This window comes from methane-oxidizing endosymbiont of Gigantopelta aegis (assembly GCF_016097405.1).
Classification (GTDB): domain Bacteria; phylum Pseudomonadota; class Gammaproteobacteria; order Methylococcales; family Methylomonadaceae; genus Methylomarinum.
Map to the genome: position 1 here is coordinate 467,533 of NZ_JAEHGD010000001.1, position 21,367 is coordinate 488,899.

The window sequence follows — 21,367 nt, forward strand, 5'->3', positions numbered from 1 at the left end:
TGCATGTCTGAATCTTCTTCCGCCACATTACTGGAATCTTTTCTTGTCCACTGGAGCCGATGGGTATTATGCTTTCCGGTAACCTTGATTGTCTTCTTTACCTTACTGACCGGATATAGCCTGTACTATACCGTCAACAACTTAGGCGTAAATACCAATACCGCCGATATGCTGGCACAGGATTTACCCTTCCAAATCAATCGAAATCGCTTGGACGATGCTTTTCCACAAGACAAGGCCGCCATTATTTTTGTTGTGGAGGCCAAAACGCCAGAAGAAACATCCATCGCAGCCAATCATTTGCGTGAAAAGTTGCAACACGATGATCATTTCCTGTCGGTTTATATCCCGACCGACAATCCCTTTTTCAGACAGCAAGCCCTGTTGTATCTGGATATTGATGAACTCGAAGACCTTGCGACGAAGCTGACAGATGCGCAGCCCTTTATTGGCTATTTGTCCGAACATTACAGCCTTGATGGTCTTTTCACCATTATTACCAAGGCACTTGAGAAACAAAACAGCGACGAATTGCCGATGGATATGGCTCCGTTACTCAAAGCCATCAATCAAACGGTAAACGCGCAATTAAACGACACACCACAACGGATGTCCTGGCAAACATTATTGGCTGCCACCCGTTTGAATACCGATAGCAATCGTACCTTGGTCATTGCTCGGCCAAAAATGAATTTCAATGAAATCATGCCCGCCGAAGCCGCTTTTCTAGCCGCCCGGTCACTGGTGAAACATATTCTTCAGGAAAACCCTTCAGTAAAAATACGTATTACAGGGGAAACGGCTCTAGAGCATGAAGAGCTTGAAAGTGTAACCCGTGGCGCTGAAATTGCGGGCATTGTGTCGCTAATTTTGGTCTGCACGTCTCTCCTGGTCGGATTACGCTCTTTCAAGCTGCTTCTTGCAACCTTTATAACCCTAATCGCTGGGCTTATTTTAACGGCTGGTTTTGCCACTTTTGCCATCGGCCACCTCAACCTGATCTCCATTGCCTTTGCCGTTTTATATATTGGGCTCGGTGTCGATTACGCCATTCACATCTGTCTTCATTATCGTGAATTAAAAGCTCAGGGCACACCGAATGATGCCGCTATTATTAAAACCATTAAAACCATAGGTGTCTCCATATTTTTATGCGCCTTTACGACATCTATTGGTTTTTTTGCTTTTATCCCGACGGACTTCGTTGGCGTATCGGAATTAGGTATCATCTCCGGTGTCGGTATGTTTATCGGCCTGGTGATTTCGCTGACCTTGTTACCCGCCTTGCTTAAAATCGTGCCGGTCAACAACATCAAACCCTTCAAGCGACATTGGGCACCGACCTTCCTGGTTGAATTACCTTACCGTCAGGCACCGCGCATCAAAGTCTATTCCATTGTTTTCGCACTGGCATCGGCTGCGATTCTGACTCAGCTTGTGTTTGATTCAAACCCGATTAACTTAAGAGACCCGGAAAGTGAATCGGTGTCTACCATTAAAGATTTATTGAAATCTAAAGACGATTCACCGTTCGCTTTGTCTGCATTAGAACCCGACCTAGATAAAGCTGAAGCCTTGGCTGAAAAATTAAAACAATTGCCCTCCGTGCATGAAACAATCATCCTGAGCGATCTGGTTGCCAAAAATCAGGACGAAAAACTCGCGATAATTGATGACCTAGCCATGATTCTGGGTTCTCAACTGGACCGTTTCAATCAGCCCTTACAAAATACCCAGCCTTTGTCGGCCATTAAAAAACTCATAAGCAATATCGACAGACTGTTACAGGATCAACCCGACAACCCCTACCGAGATTTGCTCCTGAGTTTACAACAAAACCTGCGGACATTGATTGCCAGTGATAATGCTGAACAAAATGCTTACGAATTGGAACGTAATATTCTGGATTTACTGCCCTATACCATGCAGCGACTTAAAACCAGTCTGCAGGCTTACCCTTATACTATTCAGGATTTACCTGATTACTTAAGTCAACACTGGCTCAGCAAAAAGGGTTTATACCGCGTCATGATTTTGCCAGAATATGATTTGAATGATCCACGCCATCTCAAGCAATTTGTGGCAGATGTCACTGCCGTCGCCCCTACGGCTAGCGGCCTGCCGGTTGCTGACCAAGCCTCAGGCGATGCTGTTGTCAATGCGTTTATTGAAGCCTTCAGCGCTGCATTAGTCGCAATATTTATACTCCTTTTGCTGATTTTCAGAAATCTGAAGCATACCTTGCTTATTATGGGTCCTTTATTGTTAGCGGGATTACTGACCGGTGCCGCCAATGTGCTGCTGCATAACAGCTTCAATTTTGCCAATATCATTGCACTGCCCTTGCTATTGGGAATGGGCGTCGATAGCGGCATTCACATTCTGCAACGCTTAAAATCGGGCCACGCCAATATTCTGGAAAGTAGCTCCGCCCGTGGTGTATTTTTCAGCTCGCTGACGACACTATGCAGCTTCTCTAGCCTGGCATTCACCCCCCATCAAGGCACAGCCAGCATGGGCATATTGTTAGCTATCGGAATCACCTTTACCCTACTCTGTACGCTGATTGTGTTACCGGCTTTTTACGGTAAACCACGTTTATAAATTGAGGTTTTTTCATGTCATTGAGTATCGCAAAGCTGTTTGAGCAACATTTTGATCAAAAATTTGATTTACATGAACAGCATTTAAACAATCAAATGGTTCGCGTCTTAAGAACCATCGGCTATGACCGTAACTACAAACGTGCCCTCGGCCAATATCTATACGATGAAGATGGCCAAGAATATTTGGATTTGCTGAGCGGTTTCGGCGCTTTCGCGATCGGTCGTAATCACCCGACGGTAGTCAGCGCATTAAAAGAAACACTGGAACTGGAATTGCCGAATCTGGTACAAATGGATGTATCATTACTCAGCGGTCTGTTGGCGGAGCGTATTCTGGCCACAACACCTGACAACCTGAGCAAAATGTTCTTTTGTAATTCGGGTACCGAATCGGTGGAAGCGGCGATTAAATTTGCCCGTTACACCACTAAACGTGAAAAAATTGTCTTCTGTGAACACAGTTTTCACGGCTTGACCTTAGGCTCATTATCATTAAATGGTGAACAGATTTTCCGAGAAGGATTCGGCCCTCTGCTACCAGGCTGTGAATCTGTCCCCTTTAACGACTTAGCCGCTCTTGAAAAAGCCTTGAGCCAGAAAGATGTTGCCGCCTTTATCGTTGAACCGGTACAAGGCAAAGGCGTGAATGTGCCGGATAACAATTACCTGCCCGAAGTGCAAAAATTGTGTAAAAAATATGGCACCTTGTTTGTCGCCGATGAGGTGCAGACAGGCCTCGGCCGTACCGGTAAATTCTGGGCAATCGAACATTGGGGCGTTGAACCGGATATGATTTGTATGGCGAAAGCACTGTCTGGCGGTTTTATTCCAGTAGGCGCCGTAGCCATGACCCAGAAAATCATGGATACCGTGTTTAACCGTATGGATCGTGCCGTCGTTCATGGCTCCACCTTCTCTAAAAACAATATGGCGATGGCCGCCGGTTTAGCCACGCTAGACGTTATTGAACAAGAAAAGCTGGTTGAAAACAGCGCTAAAATCGGCGAAGAAATTATCACTTCTATCAATGCTATGGCCGATAAATACGAGTTTCTGAAAGAAGCACGCGGCAAAGGCATGATGATCGCTATTGAATTTCATGCCCCCAAAAGCCTGAAACTGAAAGCCGCCTGGGCCATGCTTGAGGCCGCTAACAAAGGCCTGTTTTGCCAGATGGTCACCATTCCTCTGTTTAAAGACCATCACATCCTGACCCAGGTCGCAGGACACGGTATGAATGTTGTTAAATTATTGCCGCCTTTAAACCTGACCGAAAAGGATAAAAACTGGATTATTGATGCATTCGATAAAACCATTGCCGACACGCACCAGATTCCAGGCTCTATTTGGGATTTAGGTAAAAATCTGGCAGGCCATGCTTTAAAAAACAAAAAGTGACACCTAGTGGATTATGAAAAAAATTCATTTACTTATCACATTTTTTTTAGTTGTTTTTTCAAGCCAAATTTTGTCTCACGCTGTGGTGACGCATTCCTCGCTTGATGTGACCGAGATCAAAGCCAATCAGCCGACCCAGGTTAGATTGACTTTCAATTCACGTGTTGAACTGGATTTGTCTCAAATTTTTCTAGTCAGTCGCGGGGATAAAATGCAGCTTGTCAATGCTTCATTGGGGCAAAATCCAGGTCAAGTCGTTATCGATTTGCCGGCCTTGCAACCGGGTGAGTACGCATTGAAATTGAGTATTTTCGCCGCTGATGGCCATTTAAGCGAAGACATTGTTCGCTTTCATGTTTTACCCGAAACTGTCACCAAGTAATCGTTTATGGAAGGTATAGCTGATTTTATGGATGCCTTAATTGGCGGCGTCGATTTATCCTTTTACTGCATGACAATCGGCGGCTTGCTATGGGGATTTTTTGTCTTAAAGCCGTGGGAGCATCACCCGTTATATAACGATGCCTTATTAACCACATCGGTCAAACTGATCCGAATTGGCGCTTATGCCGTCGCCATCACCCAGGTTTTTAAAATTATCTTAAAAATTTGGCTCATGACAGCAACCCTAGAACGCTGGCCATTTCCAGCATTTGCTGAAACCGTTCAGTTTCAGGCCGGTATCGTTCGTGCTTTATTTGCTGTCGTTCTAGGTTATTATGCCCATAAAACATTATCCTACAACACCCACTCTCATTATTATTGGACCAACGCCGTCCTGCTCTCTTTACCCGTTATCATTGCCAGTGCCTGGTTAGTGCATGGCGCCAGCCGTCTTGACAATCGCCTGCTGCTGATGACACTAGCATCATTACATCAGGTTGCCGCAGCAGCCTGGGTAGGTAGTATTTTTCAAATTCTGGCCGTATGGCACTTAAAACAAAAAAATAAAATTAATGCGGAACTGTGGCCAGCTCTGCTGTGGCGATTTTCACCGATGGGCATGATCTCGGTTTTAGCTATTTTAGCCACCGGCATTCCCATCGCACTCAATTACATCGATAGCTGGAATGGGTTTATCGGAACCGGATATGGCAATTTATTATTAGTGAAAATATTCATGCTAATCATTGCGCTAGGCTTTGCTTACGTGAATCATCGTAATGTACATGCCTTTTTTCTAAATGGTAGAAATCACAATCTGGAATGCCGGGTACCGTATTATATTGAAACAGAATTGTTAGTTTTGATTACCCTACTGTTTACGGCCGCAAGCCTGGCATCACAACCGCCTGCGGTCGATATTCCAACACTCACGGCAAGCTGGCAGGAAGTCTTACACACTTTTGCACCGCGTATACCACGCTTACAATCACCTAGCCATGAAGCCTTATTGGCAGGTGAAGCAGGCCGCGTCGCCATCGTAGGCCAAATTCCATCAGAAGCCGCAACAGCCTGGTCAGATTACAACCATAATATTTCAGGTATTTTTTTGACGGTCATGAGTCTTTTCGCCATGCTGTCCTATAACACAAAATACGCTTGGGCAAAATACTGGCCGGTCGGTTTCATTTTATTAGGCATTTTTCTATTTTTCCGCAGTGATGCTGAAACCTGGCCACTCGGTCCAATTGGGTTTTGGGAAAGTACATTTAATAATGGCGAAGTCTTGCAACATCGTATCGCCACCCTATTAGTCTTTATGCTTGGTGTCATGGAAGTCAAAGCCCGCATGACAACAGACCCAAACAGTAAACTACCCTATGTATTCCCCGTACTATCTGCCTTTGGCGGATTAATGTTGCTGGCACACTCGCATGTTGGCTTTCAGCCCAAAACTGCTTTTCTGATTCAAGTCGGCCATACCTTAATGGGGTTGTTTGCATTAATTTTAGCCTGCGGTCGTTGGCTGGAACTCAAACTGGATTCTCCGGTTAAAGAATGGGCCGGATTCGTGTCTGTTTTTGCCTTGTTTCAAATCGGCATCATACTGATGTTCTACCAGGAACCATTGTATTAATATGACAAATTTTCAAAATACCCCGTTATTAAACACTATCAACTTCCCCGCCGACCTGCGTGCCCTGCCCGCCGATCAACTGCCGCAGGTTGCCGAAGAGCTGCGCCGCTATCTGACCCATACCGTCAGCCAGTCGGGCGGCCATTTTTCGGCAGGACTCGGCACGGTCGAGCTGACGGTGGCCTTGCATTATGTATTTAATACCCCTTATGACCCGCTGGTATGGGATGTCGGCCATCAGGCGTATCCGCACAAGATTCTGACCGGGCGCAAGGATAAGATGCCGACGATTCGAACGTTGAACGGCATTTGTGCGTTTCCGAACCGGGCGGAGAGTGAGTATGATGCCTTTGGTGTGGGCCATTCGAGTACCTCAATCAGTGCTGCATTGGGAATGGCGATTGCGTCTCAGCTTAAAGGGGAGAAACGGCATTGTGTGGCGATTATCGGCGATGGCAGTATCACGGGTGGCATGGCATTTGAGGCGATGAATCATGCCGGTGATATCGGCGCGAATATGCTGGTGGTGTTGAATGATAATGATATGTCGATTTCGCCGAATGTCGGGGCGTTGAATAAGTATTTGACCAAGGTGATTTCGTCGCGCTTGTATTCGTCGGTGCGGGAAGAAAGCAAGAAAGTGTTGAGTGTGATGCCGAATGTGTGGGAGTTGGCTCGGCGCACGGAGGAGCATGTCAAGGGCATGATTGCACCGGGAACGCTGTTTGAGGAGCTGGGGTTTAATTATATCGGGCCGATCGATGGTCATGATGTGGAGACCTTAGTGTCGACTTTGGAGAATATCAAGGATTTGTCGGGGCCTGTGTTTTTGCATGTGGTGACGCAAAAGGGAAAGGTTATGAGCCGGCTGAGAAGGATCCACTAGCCTATCACGGGGTGCCGGCTTTTGATCCGAAGCAGGACTCGCTGCCGAAGGCGGCGGCGAGTGTGCATCCGACTTATACCCAGGTATTCGGAAAATGGTTGTGTGATATGGCGGCGACCGATGAGCGGTTGTTGGGCATTACGCCGGCCATGCGGGAGGGTTCGGGACTGGTGGAATTTTCAAAACGGTATCCGGCCCGTTATTTTGATGTGGCGATTGCTGAGCAACATGCGGTGACGCTGGCGGCAGGCCAGGCGTGTCTGGGAATGAAGCCGGTGGTGGCGATTTATTCGACTTTTTTGCAACGGGCTTATGATCAGTTGATTCATGATGTGGCGATTCAAAATTTGGATGTGTTGTTCGCCTTGGATCGTGCCGGTTTGGTCGGACCCGATGGGCCAACCCATGCCGGGGTGTTTGATATCAGCTTTTTGCGCTGTATTCCGAATATGGTGTTGATGGCACCGGCCGATGAGAATGAATGCCGGCAGATGCTGACAACAGGTTTTGAATACAAGGGGCCTGCGGCGGTGCGTTATCCGCGTGGTAAAGGCCCGGGTGTGCCAGTAACCGAGGATTTGAGCGCCCTGCCCTTAGGCAAAGCCGAGGTACGTCATCAGGGCGGCCGCATGGCGATTCTGGCTTGGGGGTCTATGGTGGCGCCGGCATTGGTGGTCGGTAAACAACTCGGTGCCACGGTGGTCAATATGCGTTTTATCAAGCCATTGGATGAGGATTTGATTCTGTCGCTGGCCAAAAGCCATGACATGCTGGTTACGGTGGAGGAAAACGTCATCGCTGGCGGCGCCGGCAGTGCGGTCAATGAGTTTTTACAGCAACAGCAAATCCTGATGCCGATATTGAATATCGGCTTGCCGGATCAGTTTATCGAACAGGGTAGCCGCGAGGAGTTGTTGGCACTGACCGGGCTGGATGTGGAGGATATTCGGCGGCAGATTGAGGCGTTTGGGGGCTAACAATATATGTTAGATATCATCCAAATTCCAGTTTTAAACGATAATTATATCTATCTTCTGCACGATTCATCGTCAGGCGAAACAGCCGTAGTAGACCCGACTGAAGCAGCTCCTGTTTTACGCGCCCTAGCCGAAAAAAACTGGACATTAACACATATATTCAATACCCATCATCATTGGGATCATGTGGGTGGCAATCTAGTGCTCAAGGAAAAAACCGGTTGCTGTGTGATTGCATCCGCTTATGACCAGGATCGTATTCCAGGCATTGACAAACCAGTCATAGATGGCGATACCCTACGGCTCGGTGATGAAACTATTGATATAATCGCCACACCTGGACATACACTGGGACATATTGTTTATTTCTGTCGTCAGCAACATGCTTTATTTTGCGGTGATACCTTGTTTTCGCTAGGGTGCGGACGACTATTTGAAGGTACACCCGAACAGATGTGGCATTCATTGCAAAAAATACGAGCCCTGCCAGATGATACTAAAATCTATTGTGCTCATGAATATACAAAAAACAATGCGCGTTTCGCCTTATCGGTCGATCCCGATAATGCTGCATTAAAACACTATAACGAAACCATCCTCAGGCTTCGAGCGAAAAATCAACCGACAATTCCAACCACATTAGCGCAGGAAAAAGCCTGTAATCCTTTTCTGCGTCCTGAATCTATCACTATTCGTCAAACACTGAATATGCCCGAAAGCGAGAATATTGAAGTCTTCACCCGCTTACGGCAAATGAAAGACCAATTTTAAAACATGAGCCGGAGAATACTCCCCGGCTCCAGAACATTACCGGTTTAAAACATCATCCCGAGTGCTTTCTGCCAATGCCGCCGCTTCTGCAATTAAATCATCAGGGACATTCAATTCTTTTAAAGTGGCACCAAGATTTTCCATGACAGCATCGAAATCATCATCGTTCAATCCTAATTTCACCAAACGGGCATGCGCGGTACGCATATCTTCACCGGTATACTCATTCGGACCACCAAAAACCATGGTGAAAAATGCCTTTTGTTTGGCGATTTGTTTATCCATATCCATGCCTTCAAACCAACGATTGATTCGATAATCTTCCAGGACCTTTTTATAAAATAACTCAACTGCTGCATTAACAGCAGCTTCACCACCAATTCTTTCATACAATGTTGCTTCTTCTTTTGAATCGCTCATTTTTTTCTCCTCTAGGTTTTTTAATATCTTTAACAGCATGTTATTCGCATGCCGTTAAATTATGTGTAAAAATAACATATCGACCTAACTTATACAACTAATACCTGTTAAAAGAAATATTATGCTTAATCCTGTTTCAGCTCGCCAAAATCAAATCCTGAAAATCCTGCTTACCAATCGAGATGGCTTAACGATTGACGAAGTCAGCCAGGCTCTGGATATTTCACGTTCAGCCATTCAGCAGCATTTTTCCGTACTGGAAAGCAACCACATGATCACACCTGTTTCTTTTAACAAAACGGCCGGCAGGCCAGTCAGAGTTTACGTGATTTCTGAAAAAGGAATCAATCATTTTCCAAAACAATATGCCTGGTTCTCAGAGCTGATTTTAGATGAATTGAAACATGAATTAGGCGATGAAGGCTTTCAACGCTATATGACAAAGCTGGGAGCCAAACTAGCCGAAAAATTTTTACCTGAATATGTTAATCAGCCTTTAGGTGTGCGTTTACATAAAGTCACCGCACTCATGGATGATTTAGGCTTTCATGTCAATTTGAATAAAGAGGAAAATAAATACACGATTGAGGCATGCAATTGCATCTATCATGATATTGCACAAAAACATCCCGAAGTGTGTGAATTTGACAAGGCTTTGCTGAATGGCCTATTAGGTACAGAAGCCACGTTAGGCGAGTGCGCGGCAAGAGGTGGACGTCTGTGCCGCTTTAATATAAAAAATGACACAGACGACTGAGTTTTCAGAGATTAATATAAAACAGCATGATGGAATACATAATCGGTATCTTTCGCTATGACATGACAGCCAAAACATTTTGCCGATGTCTCAGCATCATGCATTTCCAGTTTGCCGTTTACCCAGTGCCCAAATCCCCAGCCACCTGATTTAGCAAATTTTTTACTGTCTTTAATCATCGCTTCGGCACGCATAAACTCACCTGGAACAAAAGCTTGTGACCATTTATCGTGGCGGCTTTCTTTCCACAACACTTTCGCCAGAATCGTACCATCCTGCCAGGTTTTATGTTTCCCTGACTGTGCTGATTTAATTGCAATATGATTACCTAAAATGGCACGCATAGTTTTATTATCTTCGCGATGCGCGATAGAAATTAAACGCCAGTTTTTATATTCCCCTTCTGCTTTGTTCGATTCAGCCTGAAGAGTGGGCACAACAGAAACAAGACTGACCGCTAATAATAAAGATTTGATATGTTTTGACATACATTTTCTCCGTAAAAAAACATTATGATAGCAAGCAAATCAAAAAACCACTTTCCTTTTTTATTCGAAATGCTTCTGAAAACGTAATCTCCAAAATAAAAGGGACCCGAAGGCCCCTTTTCTATGTGCAGACGATTAATCTTCTGCAACCACGTTGATTTTTTTCGGCTGTGCTGTTTCCCGTTTAGGAATCACTAGCTCTAATACACCATGCTTGGATTTCGCGGTAATACCATTGGGGTCAGCGGTATCAGGCAGCGCAAATCGTCTATAGAAACTACCATAAGTACGTTCTACCCGTTTATAACCGTTTTCTTCGGTTTTACTTTCAGATTGCTTTTCACCTTTAATCGTCAATACGCCATCTTCCATATTGACATCAATTTCTTCGGGTTTAACCCCTGGAATATCCGCATAAATCACAAAACGATCCGGTTCTTCCTTGATATCGACCGTTGGCGACCATTGCGCAGTGGCAATATTGCCGCCGACATCACTGCCTTGATAGGCTTTTTCCAGTTCGCGTTGAAATTGTGATAATAAACTCCAGGGTTCATATCGTGTTAATTCAGCCATAATACACCTCCACATTTTTTGCCAAAAATCATTAACTGCAAAACGATAATGAGGGTGCTGTTTTAAATTTCAAGTTTTCATTCAAAAAAATTTATCCGACCCAAACTCTGGCATTACGAAACATGCGCATCCAAGCCCCATCTTCCTGCCAGTCAGCCGGATGCCAGGAATTCTGAATAGCTCTGAAACAACGTTCCGGATGCGGCATCATAATGGTAAAACGCCCATCTTCGGTCGTCAGTCCGGTAACGCCCTGCTCGGATCCATTTGGATTCATCGGAAAGTCCGTCGTAACCTTGCCATAATGATCGACATAACGCAGCGCCACCTGGGCCTTATCCAGCGCACCGGGTTCAAACACCGCACGGCCTTCACCATGCGCAATCACCACCGGCATCACTGAACCTTCCATGTCACGTAGAAAAATAGAAGCCGATGACTGAATTTCAACCATTGCAACCCGCGCTTCAAATTGTTCGGAAAGATTACGTTTAAACGCCGGCCAATGTTCAGCACCCGGAATGATGCTTTTCAAGGCACTAAGCATTTGACAGCCATTACAGACGCCTAAAGCAAAGGTATCCGTTCGCTGGAAAAAAGCACTGAATTCGGCCAAGGCACGTTGATTAAATAAGATTGATTTGGCCCAACCACCGCCCGCACCGAGAACATCACCATACGAAAACCCCCCACAGGCGATAAGGCCAACAAATTCCTGCAATGAAACACGTCCGAAAATAATGTCGGTCATGTGTACATCAATCGACTGAAATCCGGCGCGATCGAATGCGGCCGCCATTTCCACGTGCCCATTGACGCCTTGCTCCCGGAGAATAGCGACTTTTGGCCGAGTCGTGTTAATCAACGGTGCACAAATATCCTCATTCACATCAAATGTCAGTTTCACATTGCGCCCCGGATCATTATCATCAGCGATGCGCTCAAACTCCTGTTTGGCACAATCGGGATTATCCCTCAGAGCCTGCATCTGATAACTGAGTTGGGACCAGCTTTGCTGTAATTTCGCCCGGCTAGCCTGATAAACCAGGCGCCCCTGATGCATGATTTTCAATTCCTGTGCTGGCATCACACAACCGATTTGATGACAGCACTGTGCTAAACCTGCATTGGCCAAACACTGTGCAACGGCCTCCAGGTTATCCGGAGAAATCTGAATGACAGCACCTAATTCCTCATTAAACAAGGCGGCCAAAATATCATCGCCTAAAGAATCCAGTTGCAAATGGACACCTTGCCGTCCGGCAAACATCATTTCGCTGACCGTAGCCAATAAACCGCCATCGGAGCGATCATGATAGGCCATGATCAACTGTTGGCGATTTAGTGTTTGAATAGTCTCAAAAAAGGCTTTTAGCAGACCGGCATCATCAACATCTGGACATTCCTGACCCAACTGTCGATAAACTTGCGCTAATACCGACCCCCCCAGACGGTTTTTACCTTGGCTTAAATCAATCAGCAGCAGCAAACTTTCTTCATTTTTCAGTTCTGGTGTCAGTGTTTGTCGGATATCGACGACCGGTGCAAAGGCGGTAATAATCAATGATAAGGGCGAGGTCATGGTTTTTTCACCCGACTCATCACGCCACACGGTTTTCATCGATAATGAATCCTTACCAACTGGAATAGCGATACCTAATTCAGGGCACAGATCCATCGCAATGGCTTTTACAGTATCGAACAATGCCGCATCTTCGCCCTCGCTGCCGGCTGCCGCCATCCAGTTAGCCGATAATTTAATCTTGCCAATGCTTTCAATACGACTGGCGGCAAGATTAGTCAGTGCTTCGGCAATCGCCATGCGACCAGAAGCTGGCGCATCAATTAAAGCCAGCGGCGTGCGTTCACCCATCGCCATCGCTTCACCGTGATAGGTCTGGAAACCTGTCGCAGTTACGGCAACATCGGCAACCGGTATTTGCCAAGGCCCGACCATCTGATCACGCGCCACCAGTCCAGTCACTGAACGGTCACCAATATGAATTAAAAAACTTTTATCGGCAACGGCTGGAAACGATAAAATCCGATCAACCGCCTCCGCCAATTCAATACCTTTAAAATCAAGTTTCGGCAGATTTTTTTCAACATGTTGAACATCACGATGCATTTTCGGCGGCTTGCCAAATAATACCGACATCGGTAAATCGACAGGGTTACCCCCTAACCATTCATCACTTAACCGCAAATGCTCTTCATCGGTGGCATGACCAATAACCGCAAAAAGACAGTGTTCACGCTGACAAAAGGATTCAAACAAAGGTAATGATTCAGGGCTGATCGCCACAACATAGCGTTCCTGGGCCTCATTACACCAAATCTGCATCGGTGACATGCCCTTATCGGCCGTGTGAACATTCCGTAATTCAAATTCCCCGCCTCGATTGCAGTCGTGAATGATTTCAGGCACGGCATTGGATAAGCCGCCCGCGCCAATATCATGAATCGAGATGATTGGAGTATCTTCGCCCAAGGCGTTACAGTGATTGATCACTTCCTGACAACGACGTTCCATCTCCGGGTTTTCCCGCTGTACCGATGCAAAATCCAGTTGCTCAGCACTTTCGCCCGAGGTTTGTGAGGAAGCCGCTCCCCCACCCAATCCAATCAGCATGGCAGGGCCGCCGAGGATAATAATTAATGAACCCGCTGGAATCGGATTTTTATTGACCAGCATCGGCCGAATATTACCCATGCCGCCGGCAATCATAATCGGTTTGTGATAACCGCGATAGTGGTTTTCGACGCCATTTTCCGAAGGCTGTTCAAAGCTACGGAAATAACCAGCAATATTAGGCCGACCGAATTCATTATTAAATGCCGCACCGCCAATCGGGCCTTCCAGCATAATATCTAGCGCTGACGCAATCCGCGAGGGTTTGCCAAAATCATATTCCCATGGCTGCCTGAAGCCTGGAATATTAAGATGTGATACCGAAAAGCCAGTCAACCCGGCCTTAGGTGTAGAGCCCCTACCTGTCGCACCTTCATCACGAATTTCCCCCCCAGAACCTGTCGCCGCACCAGGATGCGGTGAAATAGCCGTTGGGTGATTATGGGTTTCGACTTTCATCAATAAATGCGCATGCTCTTGTTGATACGCATATTCACCCGTTTTCGGATGACGAATAAAAACCTGTGCCGGACTGCCTTCGATCACCGAGGCATTGTCACTATAGGCCGATAAGATGCCAGCCGGGCTTTTTTCGGCTGTATGTCGAATCATCTTGAATAATGTCATCGCCTGATCGACACCATCAATGGTCCAACGGGCATTGAAGATTTTATGACGACAATGTTCTGAATTAGCCTGGGCGAACATCATCAGCTCGACATCGGTCGGATTTCGACCCAGTTGGCTAAAGCTATCGTTCAGGTAATCAATTTCATCATCAGACAAGGCCAGTCCAAGTGCCTGGTTGGCGTCAACCAGAGCCTCTCGCCCTTGCTCCATTAAAGGAATGGTTTCCAGTGGTGCTGGGTCATGTTCAGCAAAAAGATCAAGCAAGTCCGATTCATTTTCAAGTACCTTTTCGGTCATCCGGTCATGAATTTGCGCTTTTATCTGCTCTAATTGCGACAAGGTCAAATCTGTTGCACTGATAATCTGATATTCGATACCCCGTTCCAGACGTTTGATTTTGTCCAGACCACAACGTTCGGCGATTTCTGTCGCTTTGCTCGACCAGGGTGAAATGGTTCCTGGCCTCGGCGCAACCCATAATTTACGGCCTCCAATAAGGCCTTCCCGTAGCGGATAGCCATACGACAAGAGCCGTTGAAGAATCTCAGTATCAGACATTGACAGCTCGTCTTTAACATCAACAAAATGCACATAATGCGCATCGACAGCAGTCACGTCAGGTGCAATGCATTGAAGATCGCTTAAAAGCCGCGCCATCCGAAAATCAGAATACGCGGGTGTTCCAGAAAATTTCAGCATGATTAGTCAATGAAGTAATAGGAGTCTATCGGGTATGACGCGCCAGATCGTTATTAATCGTTGTTTTTAGTAATTTAAGCAATTTCAAACCATCGCCTTGCCGTACGACCTGTTTTTGATCATCTAGCACAACAACATCAGTTAAATCACTATTTCTGGGCGTCAATTGAATGAAATATTGCTTTTCCTGCGAAGGATCATTGCCAAAGAAAAACATCAGTTCGTCCCATAACGCCCCATCTTCGGCTTTTCTGGCATGGGGGTCATATTGAACGACATAAGAATATCCCGTGTCATCGCGTTGAGTAATTTCAATCGCCTGACGGCTCAGCGCCTTACCTACAAAGCGCCAGGCTTTCTCGATAGGTTGGTAAATTCTAAGTCGTGTGGCACCGGCATCATATTCGATCAGTTCAGCCGGTAAATACAAGGGTTTTTCGGCCGTATCTGGTTTGTTTTTCGCTATTTTTGTCTGGACTGTGCCTGAATTTTCTCGTGAGTAAACAGGTTCTGGCAAAATCGGCTGATCTTTAATTTTAGCCTCGGGTTTAATATCATCCGGCAATACTAAAGGCGGCAGCTCGGTTTCTAGTTGATAATCTTTGGTTTTATCTGGAAAATAGCTTTTTATTGTGCTGCATGCAGGCAAACCAACAACACAAACAATCACCAGTACCGCCCAATGCGAAGATTTCCGTCGCATTAAACAACACCCGCCTGCCGCATAGCCACTTTAACCTGAGATTGATTCGCCTCACTGAGCCAGGTCAATGGCAGACGAATCCCTTGGCCCATCAAACCCATTTCGGCAACGGCCCATTTAACCGGAATCGGGTTAGATTCAATAAACAAGGCTTGATGTAAGCCCATCAATTTAGCGTCTATTTGTTCTGCCTTTTCCTTTTCGCCGGCCATCGCCGCCATAATCATCTCATGCACTAAACCTGGTGCCACATTACCTGTCACGGTAATTGAACCCTGTCCGCCTAACAAGCAGAATTCCAGGCTACTGGCATCGTCGCCTGTATACAGTGCAAAATCGGGCCCTGTCAGTTGCCTGATCTGGCGCACGCGTTGCAGCTCGGCGGTTGCCTCTTTAACGCCGATAATGTTATCTATTTTGGCTAAACGACCAATCGTTTCCGGTAACATGTCGCAGGCCGTGCGTCCTGGCACGTTATAAAGGATTTGGGGAATGGCAACCGCTTCAGCAATCGCTTTAAAATGTTGATACAAGCCTTCCTGTGTCGGCTTGTTGTAATAAGGTGTCACCAACAGGCAGGCATCTGCCCCAACTTGTTTAGCCTTTTTTGTCAACGTAATGGCTTCTTTTGTCGCGTTTGCGCCTGTCCCGGCTATCACCGGAATCCGACCGTTAACCTGGTCGACAACACGTTTGATAACAGCACAATGTTCCTGTTCATCTAATGTTGCTGATTCGCCTGTCGTCCCAACGGCTACCAATGCATCGGTGCCTTGCTCAATATGAAACTCAATGAGTCTATCCAGACTCTTATAGTCAACTGCACCATCTTCAGTCATTGGGGTTACTAACGCAACGATACTACCTTGAATCATGCAAATCTCTCGCCTGAACAAAATTGGAGTTTAGCGGCCTAACGATGTAGAACAAAAACAGAAAATGCCTACCCGAAACGACGCTTTACCCGTGTTAAAAATGACGGCATTATAGCAAATACACGCCTAAAACTCAGCGCTATTTCGTATTCTATACGCTTCACATATGGACTCGGTATACCGGGGGAGTCATTTTTGCCGAGGGTAAGGCGAAAAAAACGCCGTTGTAGTGCTATTTCAAGACAACACCTTCGGCAATGAACTGAACGGTTTTAGGTGGCACCTTGCCCAAAACAACCAATAACTTATCGCCTAATATCCGCGTAACTGAATTGACACTGCCCAAACCTTGCTGACTATCACCCAATGAGTCATCAGCCTTGTCCAGATAGACCGAGACAGAAGACAAGCCATCACTCAATAAAAGATGGGAAACGCTGTATTCAGATGTTTTATGAATGGGATTTTCGCTATAAAACTGTGTTTCAAAACCCGGCGGTATGTTTTCCAGAATAAATGGCCATGTTGCCTGAGCCTTGTTTGTTGCCCTATGAATGTGCCGAACCTTATCCTCTGCTGTGTCGTTCAATGATATAAATGGAATAGTAGCCGGCAAGGATAAATCGGTAAACACCACTTGTTCCAGTGTTTTTCCGGCTAAATCCAGTAATTCTATTTTTAGCGGCAAAAAAACGTCCTTATCCACCCAGATTCGCCACGCATAACGATAATCATCGCGCGGCAAAATATCGATTCTATGGCAGCGCCGCATAGCGACGGTTTCCATGCCCTTAATTTCAAATTGATAAAATTGTTCAAGACGTGCGATATCTTGTGGAAAGTCAATCAAAAAAGAATGATTTAACGGCCTGTGATCGACAACGGCCTCACCGGTTTCTTTGAAAATGCATTGCACCGTGCCGGCTTCCCGAATAATTTCCCTAGCCGGCGAATTCAGGGAAATCAACTGCTCCTGCTCCCGACCGTTTGCAACCGCATGCCGATAATGGACGGCATCAAGCACGCCATTTTCCATAAACACGACAGTCCCCTGGTAATTCAGAGTGTGCATAGCCTGGCGCATTTTTCCAAGATAATCGGCCGCTGTCTGTTCTTCTGCATACGCTAGCGACACAACAACCCAATACAGAACAAAAAAAACTGAATGGTTCAACATCATTGCCCCGGGTGCAGACTTGCTGTTCGAACATAGGGACTAAACGAGGCTTCTGTCGTCACAAAGATGCGATTGCTATGCGCATACAAATAATCGTTAAGCCTTTCTCTGGCCAAAGAACGTTGTTGCAAAACCGGCAAGGCCTGATCAACACGGGCTACCTTTAATGTTTCACCTTGATACCTGAATGATTCCGGCTGTTTCTGTGCAACCTGTATAAAGTCATTCTGATTCACTGTATTTTGTTTTTGTATGATTGGAATCAAAATGGCAACTGCTGCAAGCGTTGCGGCAATCGCTGCCAGCTTAATTTTCTTGTGTGCTGTTTTTGTTGCGGGATGAAAATGAAACACTTCATTCTCAAGCGCATCATGTACTTTATTCACCAGATAAATGGGTTTGTGAATTGATTCCTCGGTACGCAGAACCTGTCCGATGACCTGATAGCGCAACATTTTTGCTTCGATGTCTGTATTGTGTCGCATTTCTTTTAACAGTGACAAGGCCTGCTGCTGATCAAGCTCGTCATCGAGAAATTGCGATAATTTCAGGCCAATATTTTGTTGTTCTTGCATCAAAAAACACCTTTTTTATCAAGCAGTGGAGATAATTTTTTATCAATAGCTTCACGGGCTCTAAAAATACGCGATCTAACCGTACCGACAGGACACCCCATTGCCTCAGCAATTTCTTCATAACTCATCGCATCGAATTCCCTCAGCGTAATCGCTGTTCGCATATCTTCAGGCAAATCGTCGATAGCGTCACGAATCGCATCAATAATCTGCTCGTTCATAATTTCATTATCGGGCGTTTCCATACCCTTCAATTGGGGTGCATTTTCCACTTGTTCGGCATCCTGCAGATCAACTTCATAATCCGTATGCCGTCGCGTTCGCGACATAAGATAATTTTTAGCCGTATTGATCGCAATGCGATATAACCAAGTATAAAATGCGCTGTCCCCCCTGAAATTACCCAAAGCACGATAAGCTTTGACAAACGCTTCCTGAGCGACATCCTGGGCCTCGCTTGGGTCTTTAATAAAACGATTCACCAATTGAATAATCCGATGCTGGTATTTCAGCACCAATAAATCAAAAGCCGATTTATCGCCTTGCTGAACCCTCTGCACCAATTCTTTATCCAGGTCGGCGTTGTTCCTTGTTTGATCGCTCACAATCGTATTTTCAGTAGGAGAATAGACAGAATTAAACCTTATAAGTTCTGTGAATACAAAAAAATGTTCTCAGGCTACGGTTTTTCCATTAGTAAAAGTCACGATGACTTTATATTGTCATCTGACTTTCCTTACAGCTTTGTTTGCTTCAGAAATAGCATGAAAACGGCAGTAGCTGATATGATAACCCAATTTCAACAAATAAATGAGTGACGTGCCCACACACACACAAACTGAGCATTTTGACGTTCTGATTATCGGCAGTGGCGGCGCAGGCTTAACTCTGGCATTAAAGCTGGCCGAGCATGCCCGTGTTGCTGTATTGTCTAAGTTTGCCCTCACCGAAGGCAGCACCTATTATGCACAGGGGGGGATTTCGGCCGTCCTGGATGAACATGATTCGGTAGAGTCTCATATACAAGACACGTTGATTGCCGGCGCCGGCCTTTGTCACCGTGAAATCGTCGAGTTGACTGTCTCGCAAGGCCGAAAAAGTATTGAATGGCTACGCAACCAGGGGGTTTGCTTTACCGAAGAACGTGACAGCCAGGGGCGCATACAGCTCCACCTGAACCGTGAAGGCGGGCACTCTCATCGGCGCATTGCGCATATTGACGATGCAACCGGCAAAGCCGTTTCGACAACATTGATTTCTCGCGCAAAACAGCATCCAAATATCACGCTGCTGGAATATCACAATGCCGTAGAACTGATCGGCGCACAAAAATTAGGGCTTAAGCCACAACGAATTTTAGGCGCCTATGTTTTGGACAGCCGCTCGGATACCATCAAAACCATCGCCGCAAAATGTACCGTTTTGGCAACCGGCGGCGCCAGCAAAGTCTACTTGTATTCTACCAATCCGCATATTTCAACGGGTGATGGTATCGCTCTGGCCTGGCGCTCAGGTTGCCGGATCAGTAACATGGAATTCATGCAATTTCACCCTACCTGTCTGTATCACCCGAATGCGCGTTCATTTTTGATCAGCGAGGCAGTGCGTGGCGAAGGTGCACGCCTGGTTTTGCCTAATGGCGAACCCTTTATGCAACATTACGATGATCGCCTGGAATTGGCACCACGCGATATTGTCGCCCGCGCCATTGACCATGAAATCAAAAAACGCGGCCTGGACTGCGTATATCTGGATATTACGCATAAATCCAAGACATTTTTGCAGCAACATTTTCCGACGATTTATGACAAATGCCTGAGTTTTGATATCGACATCAGCAAAGATCCCATCCCCGTTGTCCCGGCGGCGCATTACACCTGTGGCGGTGTCGTCACAGACAGTTATGCTCGCACCGATACCGACAGCCTCTACGCGATTGGTGAAGTCGCCTGTACAGGATTACATGGTGCCAATCGTATGGCCAGTAATTCACTCTTAGAATGTCTGGTCTTTGCCGATCGCGCCAGCCAGGATATCAAGCGTTTATTACCCGGTATTCCACCACCACCCGATTTACCTAAATGGGATGAATCGCAGGTCAGCGATTCAGATGAAGAGGTCGTTATCGCCCATAACTGGGATGAATTACGCCATTTCATGTGGGATTATGTCGGTATTGTTCGCACCACCAAACGCTTAAACCGAGCAATGAACCGGCTTAAACTACTAAAAGAAGAAATTGCCGAATACTATGGTCAATTCCGAATCAGCAGTGATCTACTGGAATTACGCAATCTCGTCACCGTTGCCGAGTTGATTATTCGCTGTGCCCAAGCTCGCAAAGAAAGCCGGGGCTTGCATTTTATAAAAGACTACCCAGCGCCGGATGATTCACACCCGCCTCAAGATACCATCCTCATCCCTGAAAATTTCAATACAAAGGATTCCTGACGATGCCACGCCCTATCACACCATTGATTGCAGCCGATATTATTATCGAACTGGTTGATCAGCCCGACACCCCCATCATTTTGATCGAACGCGCATTTCCACCATTGGGCTGGGCTATTCCAGGCGGTTTTGTCGATATTGGCGAGACCATCGAACAGGCCGCCATTCGGGAGGCTAAAGAAGAAATCTCATTAGACGTCACACTTGACGTATTACTCGGGCTATATTCCAAACCAGACCGTGACCCGCGCGGCCATACAGTAACTGCGGTTTATATTGCTCAGGCGCATGGTATTCCAGTGGCTGCAGATGATGCCAAAAACTGTCAGATGTTTAATATCGACCAACTACCCGACAAGCTAGCGTTTGATCATGATTTGGTTTTAAGCGATTACAAACACTATAAAAAAACCGGCCAGACAGCGCCACTCAGACCCTAAAATCACGACTAAATTTATTGTTTACGAATATAAAAAGTCTGCAGTCCGTCATCTTTTATAAAATCGACAATCTGATGCCCAGCCTGATCGATATAAACGCCAAAATCCAGATGCGCCGCAGGATCTGTCGCCTCCACCTTGACTATTTGCCCAGACTCCATGGTCATCAATGCCTTTTTCAATCGTAGCAAGGGTAACGGGCAATTCAAACCTTTCGCATCAACTTCAACATCAAACTCAATCATATTTTCTGCATTTTTCCTGATAAGGTATAAAGAGCGCATAT

General features: G+C 46.1%; 18 protein-coding genes and 1 pseudogene. 9 read left to right on the forward strand and 10 right to left on the reverse strand.

What is annotated here, in order from left to right; genetic code table 11:
* Positions 1–3: 3 nt before the first annotated feature.
* From JEU20_RS02330 to gloB, 6 genes and pseudogenes are all read left to right on the forward strand, one after another.
* Complete coding sequence (locus tag JEU20_RS02330; RefSeq protein ID WP_198243505.1) at positions 4–2,604, forward strand: MMPL family transporter; 2,601 nt, start codon at positions 4–6, stop codon at positions 2,602–2,604.
* Positions 2,605–2,618: 14 nt separating this feature from the next.
* Complete coding sequence (locus tag JEU20_RS02335; protein ID WP_198243506.1) at positions 2,619–4,004, forward strand: aspartate aminotransferase family protein; 1,386 nt, start codon at positions 2,619–2,621, stop codon at positions 4,002–4,004.
* A gap of 82 nt (positions 4,005–4,086) precedes the next feature.
* Entirely contained in the window at positions 4,087–4,386 is a 300-nt protein-coding gene (locus JEU20_RS02340; protein WP_245395063.1) for a copper resistance CopC family protein, read from the forward strand.
* Between the two features lie 6 nt (positions 4,387–4,392).
* Positions 4,393–6,024, forward strand: coding sequence for a copper resistance D family protein (locus tag JEU20_RS02345; protein ID WP_198243508.1), 1,632 nt, complete (start codon positions 4,393–4,395; stop codon positions 6,022–6,024).
* Position 6,025: 1 nt separating this feature from the next.
* Positions 6,026–7,887: pseudogene (gene dxs / locus JEU20_RS02350) on the forward strand (1-deoxy-D-xylulose-5-phosphate synthase).
* Between the two features lie 6 nt (positions 7,888–7,893).
* Positions 7,894–8,658, forward strand: coding sequence for a hydroxyacylglutathione hydrolase (gloB, locus tag JEU20_RS02355; protein WP_198243509.1), 765 nt, complete (start codon positions 7,894–7,896; stop codon positions 8,656–8,658).
* 36 nt (positions 8,659–8,694) lie between these two features.
* On the opposite strand, the gene JEU20_RS02360 is transcribed toward gloB, so the two are convergent.
* Positions 8,695–9,078 (reverse strand): group I truncated hemoglobin, encoded by a 384-nt coding sequence (locus JEU20_RS02360; protein WP_198243510.1) that lies wholly within the window; start codon positions 9,076–9,078, stop codon positions 8,695–8,697.
* 121 nt (positions 9,079–9,199) lie between these two features.
* Between JEU20_RS02360 and JEU20_RS02365 the strand changes: the two genes are divergently transcribed.
* Positions 9,200–9,835 (forward strand): helix-turn-helix transcriptional regulator, encoded by a 636-nt coding sequence (locus tag JEU20_RS02365; protein WP_198243511.1) that lies wholly within the window; start codon positions 9,200–9,202, stop codon positions 9,833–9,835.
* A gap of 11 nt (positions 9,836–9,846) precedes the next feature.
* Here the strand turns inward: JEU20_RS02365 and JEU20_RS02370 are convergent, their stop codons facing one another.
* The 8 genes from JEU20_RS02370 to rpoE form a co-directional block, all read right to left on the reverse strand.
* On the reverse strand, positions 9,847–10,323 hold the full coding sequence (locus tag JEU20_RS02370) for a cytochrome P460 family protein (protein ID WP_198243512.1): 477 nt from the start codon (positions 10,321–10,323) through the stop codon (positions 9,847–9,849).
* A 135-nt stretch (positions 10,324–10,458) separates the two neighbouring features.
* Positions 10,459–10,899, reverse strand: coding sequence for an Hsp20/alpha crystallin family protein (locus JEU20_RS02375; protein ID WP_198243513.1), 441 nt, complete (start codon positions 10,897–10,899; stop codon positions 10,459–10,461).
* 91 nt (positions 10,900–10,990) lie between these two features.
* Positions 10,991–14,860 carry a phosphoribosylformylglycinamidine synthase gene (gene purL, locus JEU20_RS02380; RefSeq protein ID WP_198243514.1) on the reverse strand — a complete coding sequence of 1,290 codons (3,870 nt, stop codon included), beginning with the start codon at positions 14,858–14,860 and terminating at the stop codon, positions 10,991–10,993.
* Positions 14,861–14,885: 25 nt separating this feature from the next.
* Positions 14,886–15,563: an outer membrane protein assembly factor BamC gene (bamC, locus tag JEU20_RS02385; RefSeq protein WP_198243515.1), complete on the reverse strand. Its 678-nt coding sequence runs from the start codon at positions 15,561–15,563 to the stop codon at positions 14,886–14,888.
* Positions 15,563–16,438: a 4-hydroxy-tetrahydrodipicolinate synthase gene (gene dapA, locus JEU20_RS02390; RefSeq protein ID WP_198243516.1), complete on the reverse strand. Its 876-nt coding sequence runs from the start codon at positions 16,436–16,438 to the stop codon at positions 15,563–15,565. The genes bamC and dapA overlap by 1 nt, the downstream gene beginning before the upstream one ends.
* 232 nt (positions 16,439–16,670) lie before the next feature.
* On the reverse strand, positions 16,671–17,615 hold the full coding sequence (locus JEU20_RS02395) for a MucB/RseB C-terminal domain-containing protein (RefSeq protein WP_198243517.1): 945 nt from the start codon (positions 17,613–17,615) through the stop codon (positions 16,671–16,673).
* A complete protein-coding gene (locus JEU20_RS02400) occupies positions 17,615–18,190 on the reverse strand; it encodes a sigma-E factor negative regulatory protein (protein WP_198243518.1) in 576 nt (191 codons plus the stop codon). The genes JEU20_RS02395 and JEU20_RS02400 overlap by 1 nt, the downstream gene beginning before the upstream one ends.
* On the reverse strand, positions 18,190–18,795 hold the full coding sequence (gene rpoE / locus JEU20_RS02405) for an RNA polymerase sigma factor RpoE (RefSeq protein WP_198243519.1): 606 nt from the start codon (positions 18,793–18,795) through the stop codon (positions 18,190–18,192). Before rpoE ends, JEU20_RS02400 begins: the two co-directional genes overlap by 1 nt.
* A gap of 214 nt (positions 18,796–19,009) precedes the next feature.
* Between rpoE and nadB the strand changes: the two genes are divergently transcribed.
* Positions 19,010–20,641: an L-aspartate oxidase gene (nadB, locus tag JEU20_RS02410; RefSeq protein ID WP_425356669.1), complete on the forward strand. Its 1,632-nt coding sequence runs from the start codon at positions 19,010–19,012 to the stop codon at positions 20,639–20,641.
* A 2-nt stretch (positions 20,642–20,643) separates the two neighbouring features.
* A complete protein-coding gene (locus JEU20_RS02415) occupies positions 20,644–21,081 on the forward strand; it encodes an NUDIX domain-containing protein (protein WP_198243521.1) in 438 nt (145 codons plus the stop codon).
* A 14-nt stretch (positions 21,082–21,095) separates the two neighbouring features.
* On the opposite strand, the gene JEU20_RS02420 is transcribed toward JEU20_RS02415, so the two are convergent.
* On the reverse strand, positions 21,096–21,326 hold the full coding sequence (locus JEU20_RS02420) for a sulfurtransferase TusA family protein (RefSeq protein WP_198243522.1): 231 nt from the start codon (positions 21,324–21,326) through the stop codon (positions 21,096–21,098).
* Positions 21,327–21,367 lie beyond the last annotated feature (41 nt).